This window comes from Rhizobium sp. Root1203 (genome assembly GCF_001424945.1).
Taxonomy (GTDB): Bacteria; Pseudomonadota; Alphaproteobacteria; order Rhizobiales; family Rhizobiaceae; genus Rhizobium.
Genome location: NZ_LMCW01000012.1, coordinates 1,060,018 through 1,080,371, shown reverse-complemented (window position 1 = coordinate 1,080,371; position 20,354 = coordinate 1,060,018). Strand labels below are relative to the sequence as shown.

16 protein-coding genes are annotated in these 20,354 nt (G+C 60.6%); 9 read left to right on the top strand and 7 right to left on the bottom strand.

All coding sequences use genetic code 11. The annotated features are described in order from the left end of the window. The first annotated feature begins 218 nt into the window (after positions 1–218). The gene (locus ASC97_RS15965; RefSeq protein WP_057469396.1) at positions 219–1,451 is read left to right on the top strand and encodes a putative DNA modification/repair radical SAM protein; all 1,233 of its coding nucleotides are present in this window, start codon (positions 219–221) and stop codon (positions 1,449–1,451) included. Then, complete coding sequence (locus tag ASC97_RS15960) at positions 1,451–2,956, top strand: UdgX family uracil-DNA binding protein (RefSeq protein WP_057469256.1); 1,506 nt, start codon at positions 1,451–1,453, stop codon at positions 2,954–2,956. Before ASC97_RS15965 ends, ASC97_RS15960 begins: the two co-directional genes overlap by 1 nt. A 93-nt stretch (positions 2,957–3,049) precedes the next feature. Here the strand turns inward: ASC97_RS15960 and carB are convergent, their stop codons facing one another. Beyond that, positions 3,050–6,538 carry a carbamoyl-phosphate synthase large subunit gene (carB, locus tag ASC97_RS15955; RefSeq protein WP_057469255.1) on the bottom strand — a complete coding sequence of 1,163 codons (3,489 nt, stop codon included), beginning with the start codon at positions 6,536–6,538 and terminating at the stop codon, positions 3,050–3,052. Between the two features lie 170 nt (positions 6,539–6,708). After that, entirely contained in the window at positions 6,709–7,737 is a 1,029-nt protein-coding gene (locus ASC97_RS15950) for a zinc-dependent alcohol dehydrogenase family protein (RefSeq protein WP_057469254.1), read from the bottom strand. A 239-nt stretch (positions 7,738–7,976) separates the two neighbouring features. Here ASC97_RS15950 and ASC97_RS15945 point away from each other — a divergent pair, with 239 nt between their 5' ends. Next, entirely contained in the window at positions 7,977–9,086 is a 1,110-nt protein-coding gene (locus ASC97_RS15945) for a phosphatase PAP2 family protein (protein ID WP_057469395.1), read from the top strand. Between the two features lie 144 nt (positions 9,087–9,230). On the opposite strand, the gene ASC97_RS15940 is transcribed toward ASC97_RS15945, so the two are convergent. Next, a complete protein-coding gene (locus tag ASC97_RS15940) occupies positions 9,231–10,004 on the bottom strand; it encodes a LytTR family DNA-binding domain-containing protein (RefSeq protein ID WP_443216747.1) in 774 nt (257 codons plus the stop codon). A 103-nt stretch (positions 10,005–10,107) separates the two neighbouring features. On the opposite strand from ASC97_RS15940, the gene ASC97_RS15935 reads away from it, so the two are divergent. Together ASC97_RS15935 and ypfJ are read left to right on the top strand one after the other, a co-directional pair. After that, the gene (locus ASC97_RS15935; RefSeq protein ID WP_057469252.1) at positions 10,108–10,596 is read left to right on the top strand and encodes a DUF2306 domain-containing protein; all 489 of its coding nucleotides are present in this window, start codon (positions 10,108–10,110) and stop codon (positions 10,594–10,596) included. Positions 10,597–10,673: 77 nt separating this feature from the next. Continuing rightward, a complete protein-coding gene (ypfJ, locus tag ASC97_RS15930) occupies positions 10,674–11,588 on the top strand; it encodes a KPN_02809 family neutral zinc metallopeptidase (protein WP_057469394.1) in 915 nt (304 codons plus the stop codon). A 41-nt stretch (positions 11,589–11,629) separates the two neighbouring features. On the opposite strand, the gene ASC97_RS15925 is transcribed toward ypfJ, so the two are convergent. After that, positions 11,630–12,625, bottom strand: coding sequence for an aldo/keto reductase (locus tag ASC97_RS15925; protein ID WP_057469251.1), 996 nt, complete (start codon positions 12,623–12,625; stop codon positions 11,630–11,632). A gap of 109 nt (positions 12,626–12,734) precedes the next feature. On the opposite strand from ASC97_RS15925, the gene ASC97_RS15920 reads away from it, so the two are divergent. The 3 genes from ASC97_RS15920 to ASC97_RS15910 all read left to right on the top strand — a co-directional run bounded on the left by ASC97_RS15920 (position 12,735) and on the right by ASC97_RS15910 (position 16,574). Then, complete coding sequence (locus tag ASC97_RS15920; RefSeq protein ID WP_057469250.1) at positions 12,735–13,640, top strand: LysR family transcriptional regulator; 906 nt, start codon at positions 12,735–12,737, stop codon at positions 13,638–13,640. A gap of 155 nt (positions 13,641–13,795) precedes the next feature. After that, positions 13,796–15,058 (top strand): TCR/Tet family MFS transporter, encoded by a 1,263-nt coding sequence (locus ASC97_RS15915; RefSeq protein WP_057469249.1) that lies wholly within the window; start codon positions 13,796–13,798, stop codon positions 15,056–15,058. A 127-nt stretch (positions 15,059–15,185) separates the two neighbouring features. Further along, a complete protein-coding gene (locus ASC97_RS15910) occupies positions 15,186–16,574 on the top strand; it encodes an MATE family efflux transporter (protein ID WP_057469248.1) in 1,389 nt (462 codons plus the stop codon). A 67-nt stretch (positions 16,575–16,641) separates the two neighbouring features. On the opposite strand, the gene ASC97_RS15905 is transcribed toward ASC97_RS15910, so the two are convergent. Further along, on the bottom strand, positions 16,642–17,070 hold the full coding sequence (locus ASC97_RS15905) for a GFA family protein (protein ID WP_057469247.1): 429 nt from the start codon (positions 17,068–17,070) through the stop codon (positions 16,642–16,644). Between the two features lie 143 nt (positions 17,071–17,213). Next, a complete protein-coding gene (gene carA / locus ASC97_RS15900) occupies positions 17,214–18,419 on the bottom strand; it encodes a glutamine-hydrolyzing carbamoyl-phosphate synthase small subunit (protein ID WP_057469393.1) in 1,206 nt (401 codons plus the stop codon). A 272-nt stretch (positions 18,420–18,691) separates the two neighbouring features. Between carA and ASC97_RS15895 the strand changes: the two genes are divergently transcribed. After that, the gene (locus tag ASC97_RS15895) at positions 18,692–19,144 is read left to right on the top strand and encodes a GatB/YqeY domain-containing protein (RefSeq protein WP_057469392.1); all 453 of its coding nucleotides are present in this window, start codon (positions 18,692–18,694) and stop codon (positions 19,142–19,144) included. Here the strand turns inward: ASC97_RS15895 and ASC97_RS15890 are convergent, their stop codons facing one another. Then, positions 19,145–20,023, bottom strand: a complete 879-nt coding sequence (locus ASC97_RS15890) for a hypothetical protein (RefSeq protein ID WP_057469246.1) — start codon at positions 20,021–20,023, stop codon at positions 19,145–19,147. Between the last annotated feature and the right edge of the window lie 331 nt (positions 20,024–20,354).

Sequence of the window (20,354 nt, the reverse complement as noted above, 5' to 3'; positions counted from 1 at the left end):
CCGACGACACAAAAGAAAACAGGTCCCGAAGGGGAACCTCGGAACCGTGCAACAAACATAACTGTTCAGCTTATAGCAGATCGGTGCCGCTGATTTCCAGAAAATTCGGATGGGGCAGGGCCGCAACCCGGCGCGACTATTCGCGTCAAACTTGAAAAACATGTGCCAGCGGTGGAGACGGTTGACCTTTAGCGATGGAACATATAGTGAACATCGGTATGAAGAAGTCCCTCGAAGAACGATTGGCTATCCTCTCGGATGCAGCAAAGTATGACGCATCCTGTGCTTCCAGCGGCACGGCCAACCGCGATTCAGCGAAGAGCGGCGGTCTCGGATCGACCGAAGGGGCGGGCATCTGCCATGCGTATGCACCGGACGGCAGGTGCATATCTCTGCTCAAGATCCTTCTCACGAATTTCTGCATCTACGACTGCGCCTATTGCATCAATCGTTCGTCCAGCAATGTGGAAAGGGCGCGCTTCACCCCCGAGGAGGTGGTTTGGCTGACGCTGGAGTTCTATCGGCGGAACTATATCGAGGGCCTGTTTCTGTCCTCCGGCATCATCCGCTCCTCCGATCATACGATGGAGGAGATGGTTCGCGTCGTTCGCGAATTGCGCACCACGCATAATTTCCGCGGCTATATCCATCTGAAGTCGATTCCCGAGGCATCGCCCCACCTGATCGAGGAAGCAGGACTTTATGCCGACCGGCTGTCACTCAACATCGAGCTGCCGACCGACAGCGGTATTGCCCGGCTGGCACCTGAAAAAAAGCCTGCAAGCATCCGTCGCTCCATGGGCGATCTGCGGCTAAAGATCGAGGAGGCGGCTGAACCGACACTGCAGACCAAGCGGCGCAAGCGTTTTGTTCCGGGCGGGCAGAGCACGCAGATGATCGTCGGTGCCGACGGCGCCAACGATGCAACGATCCTCGGCACCAGCGCACGGCTCTATGGCAGCTACGGTCTGAAGCGCGTCTACTATTCAGCATTCAGTCCGATTCCGGATTCGTCAAGAAATCTGCCGCTCATCAAGCCGCCGCTGATGCGCGAACATCGGCTCTACCAGGCAGACTGGCTCTATCGTTTCTACGGATTCGGCATCGATGAGATCACGTCGACACAGGTGGATGGCATGCTCGATCTCGACCTCGATCCCAAACTTGCCTGGGCGCTCGGCAATCGCAGCGATTTTCCGGTCGACATCAACCGCGCTCCACGCGAGACACTGTTGCGCGTGCCGGGGTTGGGGACGAAAACGGTGAAAGCCATTCTGTCGGCGCGCCGTTTCCGGCGCCTGCGGATCGAGGATCTGACGCGGCTCGGCGTATCGATCCGGAAGGTACAGGCCTTTATTTTGGCGGAAGGGTGGTCGCCGCGTCGCCTGGTCGACCGGCAGGATTTGCGCGCGCTGTTCGAGCCGAAGCCAGAACAGCTCTCGCTGTTCTGATGGCACGGGTATTGCTGGAGGGGCGGGGCGAGCTTGCGGAGTGGCGCGATGCCGCCCGGGCGCTTGCCGCAGCGGGTGTTCCGCCTGAGGATGTCGACTGGCGGAAAATGGGATGCGAGGCAGACCTGTTTGCCGCGCCGGAAGCTCTGCCGCCGCCGCCTGCCGGCGACCAAGTCCGGATAACCGTGCCGCCGGCCTTTATCGCGCTTGCTGAAGCGGTCGTCTGTCACAGTGATCCCATGCGCTTTTTTCTGCTCTACCGTCTGCTCTGGCGCCTGCAGTCTGATCGGACTTTGCTCGAGGTCGTTTCGGACGAGGATGTCGCCAGCGCCCGGATGATGGAGAAAAGCGTGCGGCGCGATGCCCATAAGATGACCGCCTTTGTCCGTTTCAAGGAGGTGGGTTCCGGGATTTCGCTGAACGGGCGGCGAAAGTTTCTCGCCTGGTTCGAGCCGGATCATCACATCGTCGCCCGCGAGGCGCCATTTTTCCAGAAACGCTTCAACGACATGGATTGGGTCATCGCGACACCCAAGGGTTCAGCCGCCTGGGACGGAGAGAGGCTGACGCTGAGCAACGAACCCTGTGAAAAGCCGGACCTGACGGATCCCGCGGACCATCTGTGGCGCACTTACTATGCCAACATCTTCAATCCGGCGCGGTTGAAGGCAAAGGCGATGCAAGGCGAGATGCCGAAGAAATATTGGAAGAACCTGCCCGAAGCCGATCTCATTCCCGGTCTCATCGCCGGTGCCGAAAGCAAGGTTCTGGCGATGGCTGCACGTCAGGCAAGCGAACCGCTGCTGTTTCACGAGAGGCTGCAGGAGGCCGCGCGAAACCTGCCCGCCGCCACATGCGCACCGGTCGGGACCCTTGCAGCGCTTCGCGAGGAGGCCGCCGGCTGCACCCGCTGCTCCCTCCACGCGAATGCGACACAGACGGTGTTTGGCGAGGGGCCGAGGGATGCACAGGTGATGTTCGTGGGCGAACAGCCCGGCGACCAGGAGGACCTCGCCGGACGCCCGTTTGTTGGGCCCGCCGGCAAGGTTTTCGATCAGGCTGTCAGCGAGGCTGGCATCGACCGGCAGGCTGTCTATGTCACCAATGCGGTCAAGCACTTCAAGTACGAACCGCGCGGCAAGCGGCGGATTCACCAGCGTCCCAACATGGGCGAGGTTGCGCATTGTCGATGGTGGCTCGACCTTGAAATCGATCTCATCGAACCGAAACTGGTCGTCGCCATGGGCGCCACTGCGCTGGCGTCGCTGACGGACGCCAGGCTTAGGCTCTCCGATGTGCGCGGCCATGCAATCCCGCTCGCGGCAGGGCGCATGCTGTTCGTGACGGTACATCCATCCTATTTGCTACGCATTCCGGACGAGCGGCTGAAGGCAGAGGAGGTGACTCGCTTCAGGCAGGATATGATGGAGATTCAGCGGCTTATGAGTGTGCTTGGAGAAAGTGATTCCGTTGCTCCGCGCATTGGCGACGGGAAGAGTTTATAATCTCCAAAAAGATAAGGACCCGAGCTTGCGCCGGGTCCCTATCTTGGTTTCACGCGCGTCGCGCGGACATGGGTGTGCCGTTGTTGACGCTGCCTAAGCGAAGTAGCTTTGCAGCGGTCGGACTTCGAGGTTGCCGGCCTTGAGCGCCTTGATCGCCTGAGCTGCGGCTTCGGCGCCGGCCATCGTCGTGTAGTAGGGCACCTTCTGCATCAGGGTTGCGCGGCGAAGCGACTTCGAATCGGAGATCGCCTTGTTGCTGTCCGTCGTGTTGATGACGAGCTGGACCTGGCGGTTGCGGATCGCGTCCTCGATGTGGGGGCGACCTTCCAGGACCTTGTTGATCTTGGTGGCGCTGATGCCGTTTTCAGCGAGGAAACGTGCCGTGCCGCCTGTCGCCAGAACCTTGAAGCCCTGTTCCACCAGGAGGCGGATCGCCGGCAGGACGCGGGGCTTGTCCTCGTCGCGCACGGAAACGAAGACCGTTCCGTCACGCGGCAGTTCGACGCCGGCGCCGAGCTGTGCCTTGGCGAAGGCAAGGGCAAAATCCGTGTCGAGGCCGATGACTTCGCCGGTCGAGCGCATTTCCGGGCCGAGCAGGATGTCGACGCCGGGGAAGCGGGCGAACGGGAAGACGGCTTCCTTGACTGCGATGTGCTTGAGGTTGCGCGGGTCGGGTTTCTGGCCATAGGCGGCAAAGGTCGCATCGAGCTTTTCGCCGGCCATGGCGCGAGCAGCGATCTTTGCAATCGGTGCACCGATGGTCTTGGCCACGAATGGTACGGTACGCGAGGCGCGCGGGTTCACTTCGAGAACGTAGACGGTGCCATCCTTGATCGCGAACTGCACGTTCATCAGGCCGACGACGTTGAGCGCCTTGGCCATCGCCTTTGCCTGACGCTCCAGTTCATCGATCATCGCCGGAGACAGGGTGCGCGGCGGCAGCGAGCAGGCGCTATCGCCCGAGTGAATGCCGGCTTCCTCGATATGCTCCATGATACCGGCGACATAGACGTCACTGCCGTCGGAAAGGCAATCGACATCGACTTCGATGGCGTTGCTGAGGTAGCTGTCGAACAGCAAGGGGTTCTTGCCGAGCAGGGTGTTGATCTGGCCGGTCTTGTCGTTCGGGTAGCGCTGCTTGATGTCTTCTGGAACGAGTTCCGGAACGGTGTCGAGGAGATAGGTCTGCAGCATGCTTTCCGAATGGATGATCTGCATGGCGCGACCGCCAAGCACGTAGGACGGGCGCACGACCAGCGGGAAACCGATTTCGGTCGCGACAAGACGGGCCTGCTCGACGGAGTAGGCAATGCCGTTGTTCGGCTGGTTAAGGTCGAGCTTCATCAGAAGCTTCTGGAAGCGGTCGCGGTCTTCTGCAAGATCGATCATGTCAGGCGCGGTGCCGAGGATCGGGATGCCGTTCTTTTCGAGTGCTTCGGCTAGCTTCAGCGGCGTCTGGCCGCCGAACTGCACGATGACGCCGACCACTTCGCCCTTTTCCTGCTCTGCGCGCAAGATCTCGATCACGTCTTCGGCCGTCAGCGGTTCGAAGTAGAGCCGATCGGACGTGTCGTAATCGGTCGAGACCGTCTCCGGGTTGCAGTTGATCATGATCGCTTCGTAGCCTGCATCCCTCAAGGCGAAGGCGGCGTGGCAGCAGCAATAGTCGAACTCGATGCCCTGGCCGATACGGTTGGGGCCACCCCCGAGGATCACGACCTTCTTGCGGTCGGAAACACCAGCTTCGGAGCGGGCGGTGCCGACGAAGGGCGTTTCATAGGTCGAGTACATGTATGCGGTCGGAGAGGCGAATTCCGCCGCGCAGGTGTCGATGCGCTTGAAAACCGGGCGGACGTTCAAGCTGTTGCGCAGTTCCGCCACTTCCTTCGGGCGCTTGCCTGACAGTGTCGCAAGGCGGGCGTCGGAGAAGCCCATGGACTTCAGGGTGCGCAGGTTGGTTGCATCGGTCGGCAGGCCGTGCTCGCGAATGCGCGCTTCCATGTCGACGATTGCCTTCAATTGGGCAATGAACCAGGGGTCGATCTTGCAGCCCTCGTGCACTTCCTCCGGGCTCATGCCCATGCGCAGCGCCTGAGCGACCATGCGAAGTCGGTCCGGGGTCGGCGTGCCAATGGCGGCGCGGATGGCGTTCTGGCTGCCTTCGCCTTCTTCGACGCCCGGGATTTCGATTTCGTCGAGACCTGTGAGGCCCGTTTCGAGACCGCGAAGCGCTTTCTGCAGCGATTCCGCGAAGGTGCGGCCAATCGCCATGACTTCGCCGACGGACTTCATCGCCGTGGTCAGAACAGGCGATGCGCCGGGAAACTTTTCGAAGGCAAAGCGCGGGATCTTGGTGACGACGTAGTCGATGGACGGCTCGAAGGATGCGGGCGTCGCGCCGCCGGTGATGTCGTTGTCGAGTTCGTCCAGGGTGTAGCCGATGGCGAGCTTGGCTGCGACCTTGGCGATCGGGAAGCCGGTCGCCTTGGATGCCAGGGCCGACGAGCGGGAAACGCGTGGGTTCATTTCGATGACGACGAGGCGGCCGTCCTTCGGGTTGACGGCGAACTGCACGTTCGAGCCGCCGGTCTCGACGCCGATCTCGCGCAGGACGGCGATCGAGGCGTTGCGCATCATCTGGTATTCTTTGTCGGTCAACGTCAGCGCCGGGGCGACGGTGATCGAATCGCCTGTGTGGACGCCCATCGGGTCGATGTTTTCGATCGAGCAGATGATGATGCAGTTGTCCGCCTTGTCGCGGACGACCTCCATCTCATATTCCTTCCAGCCGAGAACCGATTCTTCGATCAGCACTTCCGTGGTCGGGGAGGCGTCGAGGCCGCCGCCGATGATTTCAAAGAATTCCGAGCGGTTATAGGCAATGCCGCCGCCAGTGCCGCCCATGGTGAAGGAGGGGCGAATGATCGCCGGCAGGCCGACGACATCGATCGCCTGGGCTGCAATCGCCATGGCGTGGCTGATGTAGCGCTGCTTGCGGTCGGTCTCGCCGAGGTTCCATTCGTTCTCGAGAGCATCCAGTGCCTTGTCGAGATCCGCGCCGGAGAGGCTTTCCTTCACCTTGTTGCGCTCGGCTTCGTGTGTCTTGCGGTCCAGATCCTTGATATCGGTGGCGTTGGCCAGCATCGAGCGTGGTGTTTCGAGGCCGATGCGGGACATTGCTTCGCGGAACAGGGCGCGGTCCTCGGCCATGTCGATGGCCGCCGGCTTGGCGCCGATCATCTCGACGTTGTAGCGGTCAAGCACGCCCATACGCTTCAGCGAGAGCGCCGTGTTCAGCGCTGTCTGGCCGCCCATGGTGGGTAGCAGCGCGTCCGGGCGTTCCTTGGCGATGATCTTGGCAACGACTTCGGGGGTAATGGGCTCCACATAGGTCGCGTCGGCGAGGCCCGGGTCCGTCATGATCGTCGCCGGGTTGGAATTGACGAGGATGACGCGGTAGCCTTCCTCCTTCAGCGCCTTGCAGGCCTGAGTCCCTGAGTAATCGAATTCGCAAGCCTGGCCAATGACGATCGGTCCTGCGCCGATGATGAGGATCGATTTGATGTCTTGGCGCTTCGGCATGGCTTTTTCCATTTTCTAGCTGCGCAGAAAGCCGGCCAGGGGTGGGAAGCACCGGCCGGGTCGCGCATGTGATGGTCTTTTCAGGCTAGAAGCGGCTTATAGGCAAATGTATTTGCAAACGGAACCCCATAATTTGCGGAATCGACAGGAATCGAAGGGTTCTTTCAGGCCTATGCGAGGTGCGGCACCACAAGTGCGCGAATCTCTCCGGAAGGCGCCGGATTGCCGATAGCTTCGGACGCCTCGGCGAGGCCGATGCGGCGGGAAATCAGGGGGTCGATTCTGATGGTTCCCGACGCGATCAGGTCGGCCGCGCGCCCGTGCGTGAAGGGGTTGAGGAAGGAGTTGACGAGCTTGATCTCCCGAAAGAGCAGGTCGAAGGGTTCGATCCCGACTTTCACGCCCTGCGGCATGACGCCAAGGATAACCACGGTGCCGCCGCGCCGCGCAAGCGCAGGCGCCTGTTCGATCGTTTCAGCCACGCCGGCGCACTCGATCACCACATCGGCACCCGCAGGCAGCAAGCCGTTCGCGCCCGTCAGTTGTTCCACGAGGTCTCCCGCGTTCGCGTCGACGGTTGCCGTCGCGCCCAGGCTCTCGGCGAGGCGGCGCTTCTCCGCGCTTCGCGTCACGAGGACGACGCGAGTGGCTCCGGCAAGGCGGGCGAGCTGGACGACGAGCAACCCGATGACGCCGCCGCCGAGAACGACGACAGAAGATCCGGCGTCGATATCGGCAAGATCGACCCCGTGCAGGCAGCAGGCGAGTGGCTCGCAGAATGCGCCATGCAAGGGATCGATGTCTGTCGGCAGCACGAAGGCCTGCTTTTGCGGGACGATCACATATTCGGCAAATCCGCCATCGCGATGGATGCCGATCGCCCGGAGATTCCGGCAGAGATTGACGCGCCCGCGCTGGCATTCCGGGCAGCGGCCGCAGGCTATGTTGGGGTCGCCTGTTATGCGCATGCCGGGACGGAAATCTGTGACGCCCGATCCGACCGCCTCGACGAGGCCAGCGAATTCGTGGCCGAGCGTCACCGGAGGTTTGGATGGAAACTCTCCGAGAAACAGATGGCGGTCCGTTCCGCAGATGCCGCAAGCCTCGATCCGCACCAGCAGTTCGTCCGGCCCCGGAGCCGGCTTCGCGACATCCCGCAGGAACAGCTCTCCCGTCGCTTCCAGTCGTACAGCCTTCATTGCCTCTACTTCTCCGCATTCTCCTCGTTTTTCAAGAAGATCGAAAGGAGGAGCCGCGTCAAGTCGGCGCAAGGGCGTCGTCTCTCGACATTTGAAAGAATTGCACGCTGTGGATGCGCAAACTGAGAAAAGTGTACTGCCTATAGATACATATGAAATATTAAATATTAATAGGTAGCATGCTTGTTATCGGTGCTGAAATGAGTGAAATCAAGCGCGCCCCAGCGGATGGACCTGTCATGTTCAAAGAGCGAGGGATGGCCGTGAAGGCCATGAGGTGGCTGGCCGAACTGGTGTCGCATGTCTGGGCGCGGATGTTGGCAGACCGCTGGTTGTATGTGGCGATTGCCAGCTATTGCATCGTCGGCTTTGCGGTGGTGGTCGCGAGTGGCCATGGCCGAACGATGGCCTACGGGCTCTATTTCGCACAATGGACATTGCTGTTCCTGCTGTTCATGCCCATCGTGGCGATCGTCATCGACTGCTTCCGGACGATCCTTCGGTTCAATCAGAAGCGACCGTTGGCGCTGCGAAGAGTGCTGTCGCCACAACGGCTTGCGCATGTGATCGCGGGCATGGCGCTTTTGATGGCTCTGATGATTTTCCAGGGGACGTTCACCTCGATCAAGAACGTGCTGCCCGTGATGCGCGGTGGGTTCCTCTACGATCGTCTGCTGGCGGACGTCGATGCTCGGCTAGCTTTTGGAACCGACCCCTGGCGGCTGCTTCATGTCTTTGCAAAAGGGCATATTCTATTCGAGATCGTCGACTGGAACTATGGAGTGCTTTGGTTTTATGTCTGCTTCATTGCGCTGTTCTACGTCGTGACCTCGCCTCGCGCCGCATCCGTGCGGGTGCGGTATGTCAGCATGTTCATGCTTGTCTGGTTCGTTTGCGGAAACATACTTGCCGGTGCCCTGATTTCTGCTGGTCCGGCTTTCTACGGTGCGGTCACGGGTGACAGGGATCGCTTTGGCGATCAGTTGGCCGCGCTTGCCTCCGGCGAGTGGGCGAGCAAGGCGGCATTGTTTCAGCGGTATCTCTGGTCTCTTTACGAGAGCGGCGCAACGGGTCTCGGATCGAGTATATCCGCCTTTCCGAGCGTGCATGTCGGGCTAATCGCTCTGAACGCTTTTTTTGCGGCGGAGGTCTCCCGCCTGCTCGGCGTTGTCGCCTTTGCCTATGTTGCGTTCGTGATGGCGAGCTCGGTTTATCTCGGCTGGCACTTTGCGATCGATGGCTACACATCGGTGATCGTGACTGCGCTGATGCATTACGGTCTCAGGTGGCTGATGTGTCCGGCACCGAATGCCGAGACCAAGCGTGCAATGAGCGCCGCCGAGGCCTGAGCAAGCCTGGTGCCCTTTGCTCGCGAAGGTTTTCCGTTTGCCGATGCAGCAAAACCGATCCGAACAAGCGGTTCGTCCGACCGGAGAGCCAGCTTCACAAGCAAGACGAAAGGGGAATCGCGTCAGGTATTTGCCCGCATTTCCTCAACCGAAACGGCGGCGGACATCGTCGGTGTAGCTGCGGCTTACGGGGATACGGCTGCCGTCACGCGTCAAAATGACAAGCTTGCCGTTTTCGCGCCTCACGCTTTCGACATGGGCGTCGGCGATCCAGTGAGAGCGGTGGACCTGCAACCCCGGCGTCCCGCACGCTTCCCTGAGGGCATCCGCAAAACGCAGCAACACCAGTTCGCGGCCGCCGCCGGTCACGACCTCCGTGTAGTGATCCTGAACGGAAAGTCGCAGCAGCGGGCCACGGTTCGCCGGTTTGAGGCGATCGACGATGGAGGTCGCAGGTGCCGATTCGGACGGGGTAGCTGTCGGGGCCGCGGCTTCGGCAATCCTTTGATGCATCGCCATATAGGTGAGCAGGCAGAACAGCGCGCAAAGCGGCATGGCGAAGAGCGCGCGGTGAAGGGTGTTGTCCATTTCGCTCCACACGCCCGTAAAGGCGAAGTCGATGCCGCCGAGGGCAATGCCGATCGGAAGAGCCGAGGCGATCGAGCCGATCATCATGCGCATGAGCATGTTCTCGATCCTGCCTCGCAACAGCACGTCGGCAATGACCGAGCAAAGGATCGCGATCCCCCAGGCAACGGCATGCACGATCAGCCAATAGCTCAGCCGTTCCCCGGCATGCATCCTATCGGCTGTGCCATAGGCACCGGTAACCGTGAAAATCAGAACAACGGCCGCGAAGGTCGCCCAGAAGCGAGGCGAGCGGACGAAGACCTGCAATTCACGAAGCGTGGATTGCATGAAGGTGTGATCCACGAAGTATCCTGCCGTTTTACGCCATTCGAATTGAGAGAGGAGAATTCATGGCGGAAAGAACGAGCAAGTTCAACTGGAATACCTGGTCATGACCCTCGAGCCTCTTTTCCATGCCCCGCTTGCCGTTCAAATCCATGTTGCCGCTGTGACGCCGGCGGCGTTGTTAGGCGCGTATCTCTTGCTGCGACCGAAGGGCACGCCTCTTCACCGATTTCTTGGCAAATCGTGGTTGGCGCTTATGGTGGTGACGGCGTTGTCGAGCTTCTTCATCCATCAGCTTGATCTGTTCTACGGCTACAGCCCCATTCATCTTCTATCCATCGCAACGCTCTTCGGCAGCTGGCAGGCAATCGCTGCCGCCCGGCGGGGCGATATCCGCACGCATATGCGAATCGTCAGGAGCCTCTATCTCGGCGGCATCGGCGTTGCCGGCCTTTTCACGTTCGTGCCGGGTCGGATCATGCACGCCGTCGCCTTCGGCGGCAGCGAGTGGCGGGCTGCTCTCTCCGCCCTGCTCATCCTGCTCGTCCTCGCTTTGATCGTCGTCCACTCGGCGCGCCGCAAGCGCGTTGCATGAAACGGCTGGAATTCGTCTCGCCCGCGGATATATTAACTATCCGAAGAGCATGCATGGGCATCGCCGGGGAGAGCATCATGGAATGGAAAGGCCGGCGTCAGTCCGACAACATCGAGGATCGCCGCAACGATCCTTCCATGGGGGGATTGGGCCAGGGCGGGGGCTTCAGCTTTCCAACCGGCGGCGGGATGGGCCGGCGCGGCGGCGGCCTCAGCATCGGCACAATCATCTTTCTGGTGGTCATCTACTTTATTTTCAAGGCGATGGGCATCGATCTGATGCAGGTCCTCGATGGAGGATCGGTCAGCGGTCCGGGCTACGAACAAAGCCAGTCAAGCGATCAGCCGCCCGCCAACGACGAGATGACGGCATTCATGCGCACCGTTCTGGCCGAGACAGAGGATACGTGGCAGGGCATTTTCAAATCCATGGGTCGTGAATACGAAGAACCGCGGATGGTGCTTTTCTCCGGGCAGACGCAGTCCGCCTGCGGCTTTGCTTCAGCGGCAACCGGGCCGTTCTATTGCCCCAGCGACCACAAGGTATACCTCGACACGGCCTTCTTCCAGCAGCTCAGCCGCCAATTCGGCGCTTCCGGCGACTTCGCCGAGGCGTACGTGGTTGCCCACGAGGTCGGCCATCACGTGCAGAACCTGCTTGGCATCCTGCCGAAGTTCAACGAAGCCCGTCAGCGGATGAGCGAGGCCGATGCCAACAAGATGTCCGTCCGCGTCGAGCTTCAGGCGGATTGCTTCGCCGGTATCTGGGGCAAGTTCACCCAGCAGAAGGGCATACTCGAAGCCGGCGATCTGGAAGAGGCGCTGAATGCCGCCCAGCAGATCGGCGACGATACGCTGCAGAAGCGCAGCCAGGGCTACGTCGTTCCCGAAAGCTTCAATCACGGCACATCGGCGCAGCGTGCCAAATGGTTCAAGCGGGGCTTCGACAGCGGCCAGCTGTCGGCATGCGACACCTTCTCCGAGCCCGTCTGAGCCGGAAAACCGGCCTCGCTTTCACGAGGCCGGCAGGCACTTCACTTTTCACTATCCATGTGGTTGAGCATCGCCGCCGGGTAGCGGCCGCCTGCAGCCGAGCCTTTGGGTACGGCACGATCAATTGCCGCCAAGTCGTCGGCTGAAAGCTGGACGGCGCGCGATAGCAATGCCTCGGTCAGGCGATCGCGACTGCGGGCTCCAACGAGCGGCACGATGTCTTTTCCCTGGGCGGCAACCCAGCCTATCGCAATCTGGGCGACGGAAACGCGCTTCTCATCGGCGATCTTGCGAAGTTCTTCGACGAGGGCGAGATTCTGGTCGACGTTGCCCTCCTGAAAACGGGGGCTGGAGCCGCGGAAGTCGCCAGCGGCGTTGCCCTGGCCTTTCTGCCAATGACCGCTTATCAACCCGCGGGAAAGAACGCCGTAGGCGGTAACGGATATGCCGAGTTCGCGGCAGGCGGGCAGGATCTTGTCCTCGATGCCACGGGAAATCAGCGAATACTCTATCTGCAGATCGCAAATCGGATGGACGGAAGCCGCCCGCCGGATCGTCTCGGCGCCGACTTCGGACAGCCCGATGTGCCTGATGTACCCGGCTTTGATCAGGTCGCCGATCGCACCGACCGTCTCCTCGATCGGCACGTCCGGATCCAGCCGGGCAGGGCGATAGATATCGATGTATTCGACATCGAGGCGCTTCAGGGTATAGGCGAGGTAGTTCTTGATTGCCACAGGGCGGGAATCGAAGCCGTTCCAGCCACCTGCCGGGTCGCGCAGGGCACCGAACTTGACGCTGATGACAACATCGTCGCGGCGGCGGCCCTTGAGAGCCTCGCCGATCAGCATTTCGTTGTGACCCATGCCATAGAAATCGCCGGTATCGAGCAGATTGATCCCGGCGTCGAGGGCTGCATGGATCGTCGCGATGCTCTCGGCACGGTCGGACGGGCCGTACATTCCGGACATCCCCATGCAACCGAGGCCCAGGGCCGAGACTTGGGGGCCGGTCTGCCCCAAACGATAGTTCTGCATTTCGCTCTCCTTGACGGACGCTGCCATGCGTCGCGAATTGGGTTCTACAGTGAGCAGCGTTGTGCGATAATCCGAATTAATGCGAACAGGCTGTGCGGAATAATGGACAATGGACGATCTGCCTCTCAGTGATCTGGATGCTTTTACCGCCGTTGCAAGGGAGCGCAGCTTTCGATCGGCAGCGCGCAAGCGTGGCGTTTCGGCGTCGTCGCTCAGCGATTCGCTGCGGCGCCTGGAGGAACGGCTCGGTGTGCGGCTCCTCAACCGCACGACGCGCAGCGTGACGCCGACCGAGGCGGGGCAGCGGCTTCTGGAACGGCTTGCGCCGGCGCTCGGAGAAGTCGCCTCGGCACTGGAGCAGCTCGATCGTTTCCGGGAAGGTCCGTCCGGGACTTTGCGTCTCAACGTACCGACGATCGCGGCGCGGCTGTTTCTGCCCGACCTCGCCAGCCGCTTCCTGAAACTTTATCCGCAGATCACGCTGGAAATTGTCGGGGAGGATACGTTCATCGACGTCCTTGCTGCAGGCTACGACGCCGGTATCCGCTATGACGAACGATTGGAACGCGACATGATCGCGGTGCCGATCGGACCGCGCAGGCAGCGGTATGTAACCGCGGCCGCTCCGGATTACCTCGGCCGTCGCGGTGTTCCACGACATCCGAAGGAATTGATCGATCACGATTGCATCCGCCATCGCTTTCTGAGCGGAGCAGCGTTGTCGTGGGAGTTCAACCGGGAGGACGAGACATTCATGATCACGCCGACCGGGCCAATGATCGCCAACGCAATCGAAATGCAGGTGGGCGCTGCGGTTGCCGGCCTCGGCATCATCCACACCTTCGAGGATGTGTTGCTGCCGGCGATGCAGGCCGGCGCGCTGCAACCCATTCTCGAGGAGTGGGCTGTGGAGTTTTCGGGTCCGTTTCTCTACTATGCGAGCCGCAGACACATGCCGTCCGCGCTGCGGGCCTTCGTGGATTTCGTCAAGGCCGAGCACCGGAAGACTGGTTAGGTGCGCCTTTTGTTCCGTTATTCCATCAGCGCAACTCGTAGCCCTATCAAAAGATTTGAAATGTTCACGTATTGTTTCGTTTGCTGGGTTGGGATATGTAACATCCCCGGCGACGAGATCGTCTTTCCAGAAACAACACGCTGTAGAGATATCTCATGCTCGATCCCAAATTCGTTCGACGCGGCCTTTTCCTCGTTTTCATGATTCTCTTTCTTGATGTGATCGGCATCGCGATCATCATGCCGGTGCTGCCCGTCTATCTCGAGCAGCTGACCGGTGGCTCCGTCAGCGATGCAGCACTCGATGGCGGCTGGCTGCTCGTGGTCTATGCCGGGATGCAGTTTCTGTTTGCGCCGTTTCTCGGCAATCTCAGCGATCGCTTCGGACGTCGCCCCATTCTGCTTCTGTCCGTGCTGACGTTTGCAATCGACAACCTCATCTGCGCGGTGGCCACAAGCTTCTGGATGCTGTTCGTCGGCCGCATGCTCGCCGGTCTCAGCGGCGGCAGCTTTGCGACATGTTCCGCCTATATCGCCGACATCAGCAACGACGAGAACCGGGCAAAGAACTTCGGCCTGATCGGAATTGCCTTCGGCGTCGGTTTTACGATCGGGCCCGTGATCGGCGGCTTTCTCGGTGAATTCGGGCCTCGCGTGCCGTTTTATGGGGCTGCTGCGGTTTCCTTCGCCAATTTCGTTGCCGCCTGCTTCCTCTTGCCGGAAACGCTGGAGGAGAAGAACCGGCGTGCCTTCGAGTGGAAGCGTGCCAACCCGCTGGGTGCGCTGAAGCAGATGCGCAATTATGCAGGCATCGGCTGGGTCGGCGCCGTCATGTTCCTTTTCTGGCTGGCGCATGCGGTTTATCCGGCCGTCTGGTCTTTCGTCTCGACATACCGTTATGGCTGGAGCGAAGGCCAAATCGGCCTTTCGCTCGGCATCTACGGCATCGGCGCCGCCGTCGTCATGGCCTTCGTGCTGCCGAAGATCGTGCCTGTTCTCGGCGAATGGAAAACCGCCGTGGTCGGCTTGTGCTTCTCGGTCGTCGGCCTGACAGGCTATGCTTTTGCCTGGCATGGCTGGATGGTCTATGCGGTGATCGTGCTGACGGTGATGGAAAACGTCGCGGATCCGCCGCTTCGCAGCATTGCCGCCGGAAAGGTACCGCCTTCGGCGCAGGGTGAACTGCAGGGCGCGCTGACCAGCCTCAGCAGCATCACGACGATCATCGGACCGCTTATCTTCACGCAATTGTTCGGCCATTTCACCGGTCCGGATGCGCCCGTCACTTTTGCGGGCGCGCCTTATCTGATGGCCGCTCTCTTCATTCTCGTCGCCGCCATCCTGTTTCTGCTGAAGGTACGCACGGTGAAGTCGGCACGCGCTGAACCAGCCGGAGCGGTGAACCATCAGAATTCATGATGTCATGATGAATTTTTCATCATTTGCATCTTTCTGAGTATTTATTTGCGCGATTTTCGTCTACATCGTCGCGATGCCTGACGTTGCATCGTGGCCGTCAGCGATTGAAATCACAGGAATTTGGGTCATGGACACGCCGATCGACGCGGTAACGCGGGCGCCGAAAACTGACAACCGTTGGGGTGCGCACATCCGCGCAACGATGGCGCTCGGGATCCCGCTGATCGGTGCGCAACTTGCCCAGCTCGGCATCAACACGACGGACGTGATGATCGTCGGACGGCTCGGCGCCGAACATCTGGCGGCCATGGTCCTTGCCGGGCAGTTCCTCTTTACCATTCTCGTCTTCGGTTCCGGCTTTTCGATTGCCGTCATTCCGATGGTGGCGCAGGCCTACGGGCGCGGCGATGTCGTCAGCGTGCGCCGGTCGCTGCGCATGGGGCTTTGGGTCGTTCTGGCTTTCTGGGTCCTGATGTTGCCGGCCTTCTTCAACTCCGAAAGAATCCTCCTTGCTGCGGGCCAGAAGCCCGAAGTCGCAGCGCTTGCGCACAGCTATATCGTCATCGGGCAGTTCGCCGTGCTGCCGGGCCTTCTCTACAACGTCATGCGCGCCCTCGTCAGCGCCATCGGCAAAGCTGCCGTGATCCTGAACGTGACGATCGCGATGCTGGTGCTGAACGCCATCTTTGCCTACATGCTGGTGCTCGGCCACTTCGGCCTGCCGGCAATGGGGCTCAGGGGCGCTGCGATCGTTTCGGTGGTCGTGCAAACGGCGGGCTTCTTCTTCATTCTCGCCTACGTGGAAAGCAGGCCGGAAACACGACGTTACGAGCTGTTCGTGCGATTCTGGCGTCCGGACTGGAAAGCCTTCTGGGAGGTCGTGCGTCTCGGCCTGCCGATCAGCGTCACCATTCTTGCCGAGGTGAGCCTGTTCACGATGGCGTCGCTCCTGATGGGCCGGATCGGGACTATCGAACTCGCTGCGCACGGGATTGCACTTCAATGGGCATCCATCGCCTTCATGATCCCGCTCGGCCTATCGCAGGCAGCAACGGTTCGGGTGGGCGTCGCCCACGGTCAGGGTGATCACGTCGCCCTCGTGCGGGCGGCCATTGCCGTGTTTGCGATCTCCGGCGTCATCTCGGCTGTCGGCGGGTTGCTGTTCGCAATCATGCCTGGTTTCTTGGCCAGCTGGTTCCTGGACACGCACTCCGCGCAGGCACCGCAGGTGCTTGCCTATGCCGGGCCTCTCATTGTCATCGCAGGGCTTTTCCAGCTGGTGGATGGTCTTCAGGCGATTGCCAACGGTCTGCTGCGCGGCCTCAAGGACGCACGCGTGCCGATGATCATGGCACTGGTAGCCTATTGGCCGATCGGTTTCTTCCTCGCCTGGGCTCTCGCTTTTCCGCTCGGCTTGGGCGGGATCGGCATCTGGCTGGGTTTTCTTATCGGGCTGTTCGCCGCGGCCGTGATGCTGTGCGGGCGTTTCTATCTTCTGATGCGCCGAAACGCATAAGCCGATCCATGCATGGTGAAAACGATCGGCTCGAAACCATCGAGCCGATCCCGGCTGCGGCGCAGCCTTATTGCGCCGCACCGTCGTCCGATCGGCCCTTCCAGTGCCGAGGCAGGTCGTCTCCGACGATGTCCCAGGCGATCTTTTCCGACACCCACACATGATCCGTCGGCACATAGATCTCCGGTCGATCGAGACTTATCGTCATGACGTCGATCGTATCGGGGTCGGACTTGCTCCCATAGGTGAGCGGCGAACCGCATCTTCCGCAGAACGTTCTGATGACTTCAGGCGACGAGGCGAAGCGCCTTGGTTCGCCGCTCTCGAACACGAACGTTCGCGCGGGAAAGACAACGAATGGAAGAGACGGGGACGAGGCAATCCGGCGGCAGGTCCGGCAGTGGCAAATGCTGCTGCGCAAGGGAGCTTCGGCGATGGCGTAGCGGATTTCACCGCAGAGGCAGCCTCCTCTGTGGGTGGTGTCGGTTTGCTCCATCCTCTTATCCTCAGTCCGGCTTCTTTCCGAGGATGCCAGTCATGCACCCGTCAACAAATGAAACCGCCTGCAACGATCTGCTGCAAGCGGTTTTTCCGTGTTCTCGGTTGACGGCGGCGCCCAGATGTCGGGCGAGGGGAAGCTCAGCGCTCCGCCAGGGCCGTTTCCCCCTTTTTCTCGCGGACGAGGTTGACGAAACGGCGGAAAAGATAGTGGCTGTCCTGCGGGCCGGGTGATGCTTCCGGATGGTGCTGTACAGAGAAGATCGATTTGCCGGCGACGCGCAGGCCGCAATTGGTGCCGTCGAACAGGGAAACGTGAGTCTCTTCAACGCCATCAGGCAGGGACTTCGTGTCGACTGCGAAGCCGTGGTTCATCGAGACGATTTCGACCTTGCCGGTCGTGTGGTCCTTCACCGGATGATTGGCGCCGTGGTGGCCCTGATGCATCTTCTCGGTCTTCGCGCCCAGTGCCAGACCCAGCATCTGGTGTCCGAGGCAGATGCCGAAGACCGGAATGTCGGTCTTGATCAGCTTCCGGATGACAGGCACCGCATATTCGCCGGTTGCCGCCGGGTCGCCCGGGCCGTTGGACAGGAAGATGCCGTCCGGCTGCATTGCAAGCACATCTTCGGCGCTTGTCGTCGCGGGCATCACTGTCACCTTACAATCAAGGCCGGCAAAGAGGCGCAGAATATTGCGCTTGACCCCATAGTCGAGGCAAACGACGTGGTACTTGGCGTTCTCAGCCTTGAGTTCGCCGTAGCCTTCGTTCCAGATCCATGGGGTCTGCGACCACTGCGAGGACTGGCCCGATGAAGCGATCTTGGCGAGGTCGAGGCCCTCCAGCCCGCTCCATGCCTTGGCTTCAGCCTTCAGCGTCTCAATGTCGAAGACGCCGTTGGGGTCGTGCGCGATGACCGCGTTGGGAGCGCCGTTCTCGCGGATCCAGGCGGTGAGCGCGCGGGTGTCCACGCCGCAGAGGCCGATGACGCCGCGCGCCTTCAGCCAGGCGTCAAGATGTTTGACCGCGCGGTAGTTGGATGGGTCGGTCATGTCGGCTTTGAAGATGACGCCGACCGCGCCATGGCGTGCCGCCGGCGTCAGGTCTTCGATATCCTCATCGTTGGTGCCGATGTTGCCGATATGGGGAAAGGTGAAGGTGACGATCTGTCCGAGGTAGGAGGGGTCGGTCATGATCTCTTCATAGCCGGTCAATGCGGTGTTGAAGACCACCTCGGCCTGGATCTTGCCGGTCGCCCCGATGCCCTTGCCTTCGATCACGGTGCCGTCGGCCAGCACGAGCAGGGCGGTCGGCTTTTCGGTTGTCCAGGGTGCTGTCGCGGTCATCTTCATCCCGTTTCCGGCAGCCACACGTTCTTGGGCAACGCTGGCCGGCCATTTGGTTTGCAAGCATAGGCGCGCGGCAAGGCGCGCGCTGTCAGGCCTGATCACGAATTTTGGTGCAGGTGGCGGTAAATAGCCACGCTCTTTCCCGAGGTCAATCTTAATACCGCAGGTATTGCCTGTTTTCTCGCGCTTTCTGTCGGCATTCTCGCAATTTATTTGATCCAACGCATTCGTCTGGTTTATGAAGCGGCATTCAAACAGGAGTGATTATGATGTTGCGCGATCAACTCGCCGCCGCCCTCAAGGATGCGATGAAGTCAAAGAATGCCGAGCGGCTTTCGACCGTTCGTCTGATTCAGGCCGCCGTGAAGGACCGGGATATCGCCAATCGCGGTGCCGGCAAGGAACAGGCAAGCGACGACGAGATCCTGCAGATCCTTGCCAAGATGGTAAAGCAGCGCGACGAGTCGGCGAAGATTTACGAGGAGAATGCGCGCCCGGAACTGGCAGCCAAGGAGCGCGCTGAAATCACGGTCGTCCAGGACTTCATGCCGAAGCAGCTCTCCGATGCCGACGTGCGCGCGAACATTGCCGCGATCATCGCCGAAACGGGTGCTGCCGGCCCGAAGGACATGGGCAAGGTCATGGCTGTTCTGAAAGAGCGCTATGCCGGCCAGATGGATTTTTCCAAGGCCTCGGGCGCCGTCAAGGAACTGCTGAACTGATCAGCCTCGCTTCGCGGCCCTCGCTATCGAGGGCCCGAGCACCGCTTCGGCGGCGGTATCGACAACAGCGAATTTCGCTGCCTGGTAGCCCCAGTATTCCATGACGAAGGCGCGGGACAGCCAGACCTTGCCTTTATAGTGCGGCAGCTCCCAGCCAATGCTCCCCAATTCCGCAGCCTGCGCCAGCAGGCGCTTGAGATGTGTATTTGAAATCATGAACTGATCGCGGATTTCCTTGAGCGATAATGTGCCGATGTCGACGCGCTCGGCCGTCCGGTCGAATGACGAGATCCGGCTCATCAGGTAATCCATGACGAGACCGCCCGAGTTGGCCCAGTTGAAAAGATTGTATGTCGCGCCTGGGTCGCGGACCGCATCGCTGTCGATGATGGCTTTGGCGATCAGCGGCTGGATCCGAGCAAAGGCCAGGGGGTCCGCCATCGTCTGTTCCAGGCGGCTGCCGCCATCCAGATGGTCGAGAATGGCAAGATGGGTGGCGAGCCACTTGAAGAAATGTTCCGCGGCGGTTTCCGTCGGCTCCAGCAGCCGTGTGCGCTTGTCTGAGGCGCCTTCGATCAACTGCAGAAATCGATAGGCAAGCATTTCCTGGATAAAGGCCGCAGCAGTGTTGCGGCTTGCGATCTTGTGGCTGACCACAAAGCTGATGAAGCGTCCGGAATAGAGCGCTCGCTTGGGCTCGCCGGGATAGCCGTAATGAAGTGCAAAGCCGCTATGCGCCATCAGCCAGCGCTGTTGTGCCGCGAAGATAGAGGCGATTCTCGGACTTTCGCGATAGATCGCCAGCATTTCCTGCGCGCAGTGAAGCACTGCTACGAAAAATGCGTCATTTCTCAGGAAATCTTCGGCTTTGTGGGGCATGCAACCATACCAGTGGGGCCGCCTTCATCGGACACGGCGATGGCCACTGTCAATTGCTTTCTTATGCAAAAATGAGTGTTTTTGCATAAATAGCCGTCGGCCAGCCAAACGGCAGAATCCCAAGCTGAAATTAGAGAAGGCAGGAGCTGGGGGAGCTCCTGCCTTCTTGCACTTTGCTTCCGATTGGTTACGCAGGGTTAAAACCCAAGCCAAGGGGATATTCGCAAAGGCACCCTTGCGAGGCGGCGCCGGGGGTAGGGATGGTGCCTCGCTCGGGGATCGCTGTGTCGAGTTGGAAGTTATTGCGATGCGGCAGGCGATTCAAATTACA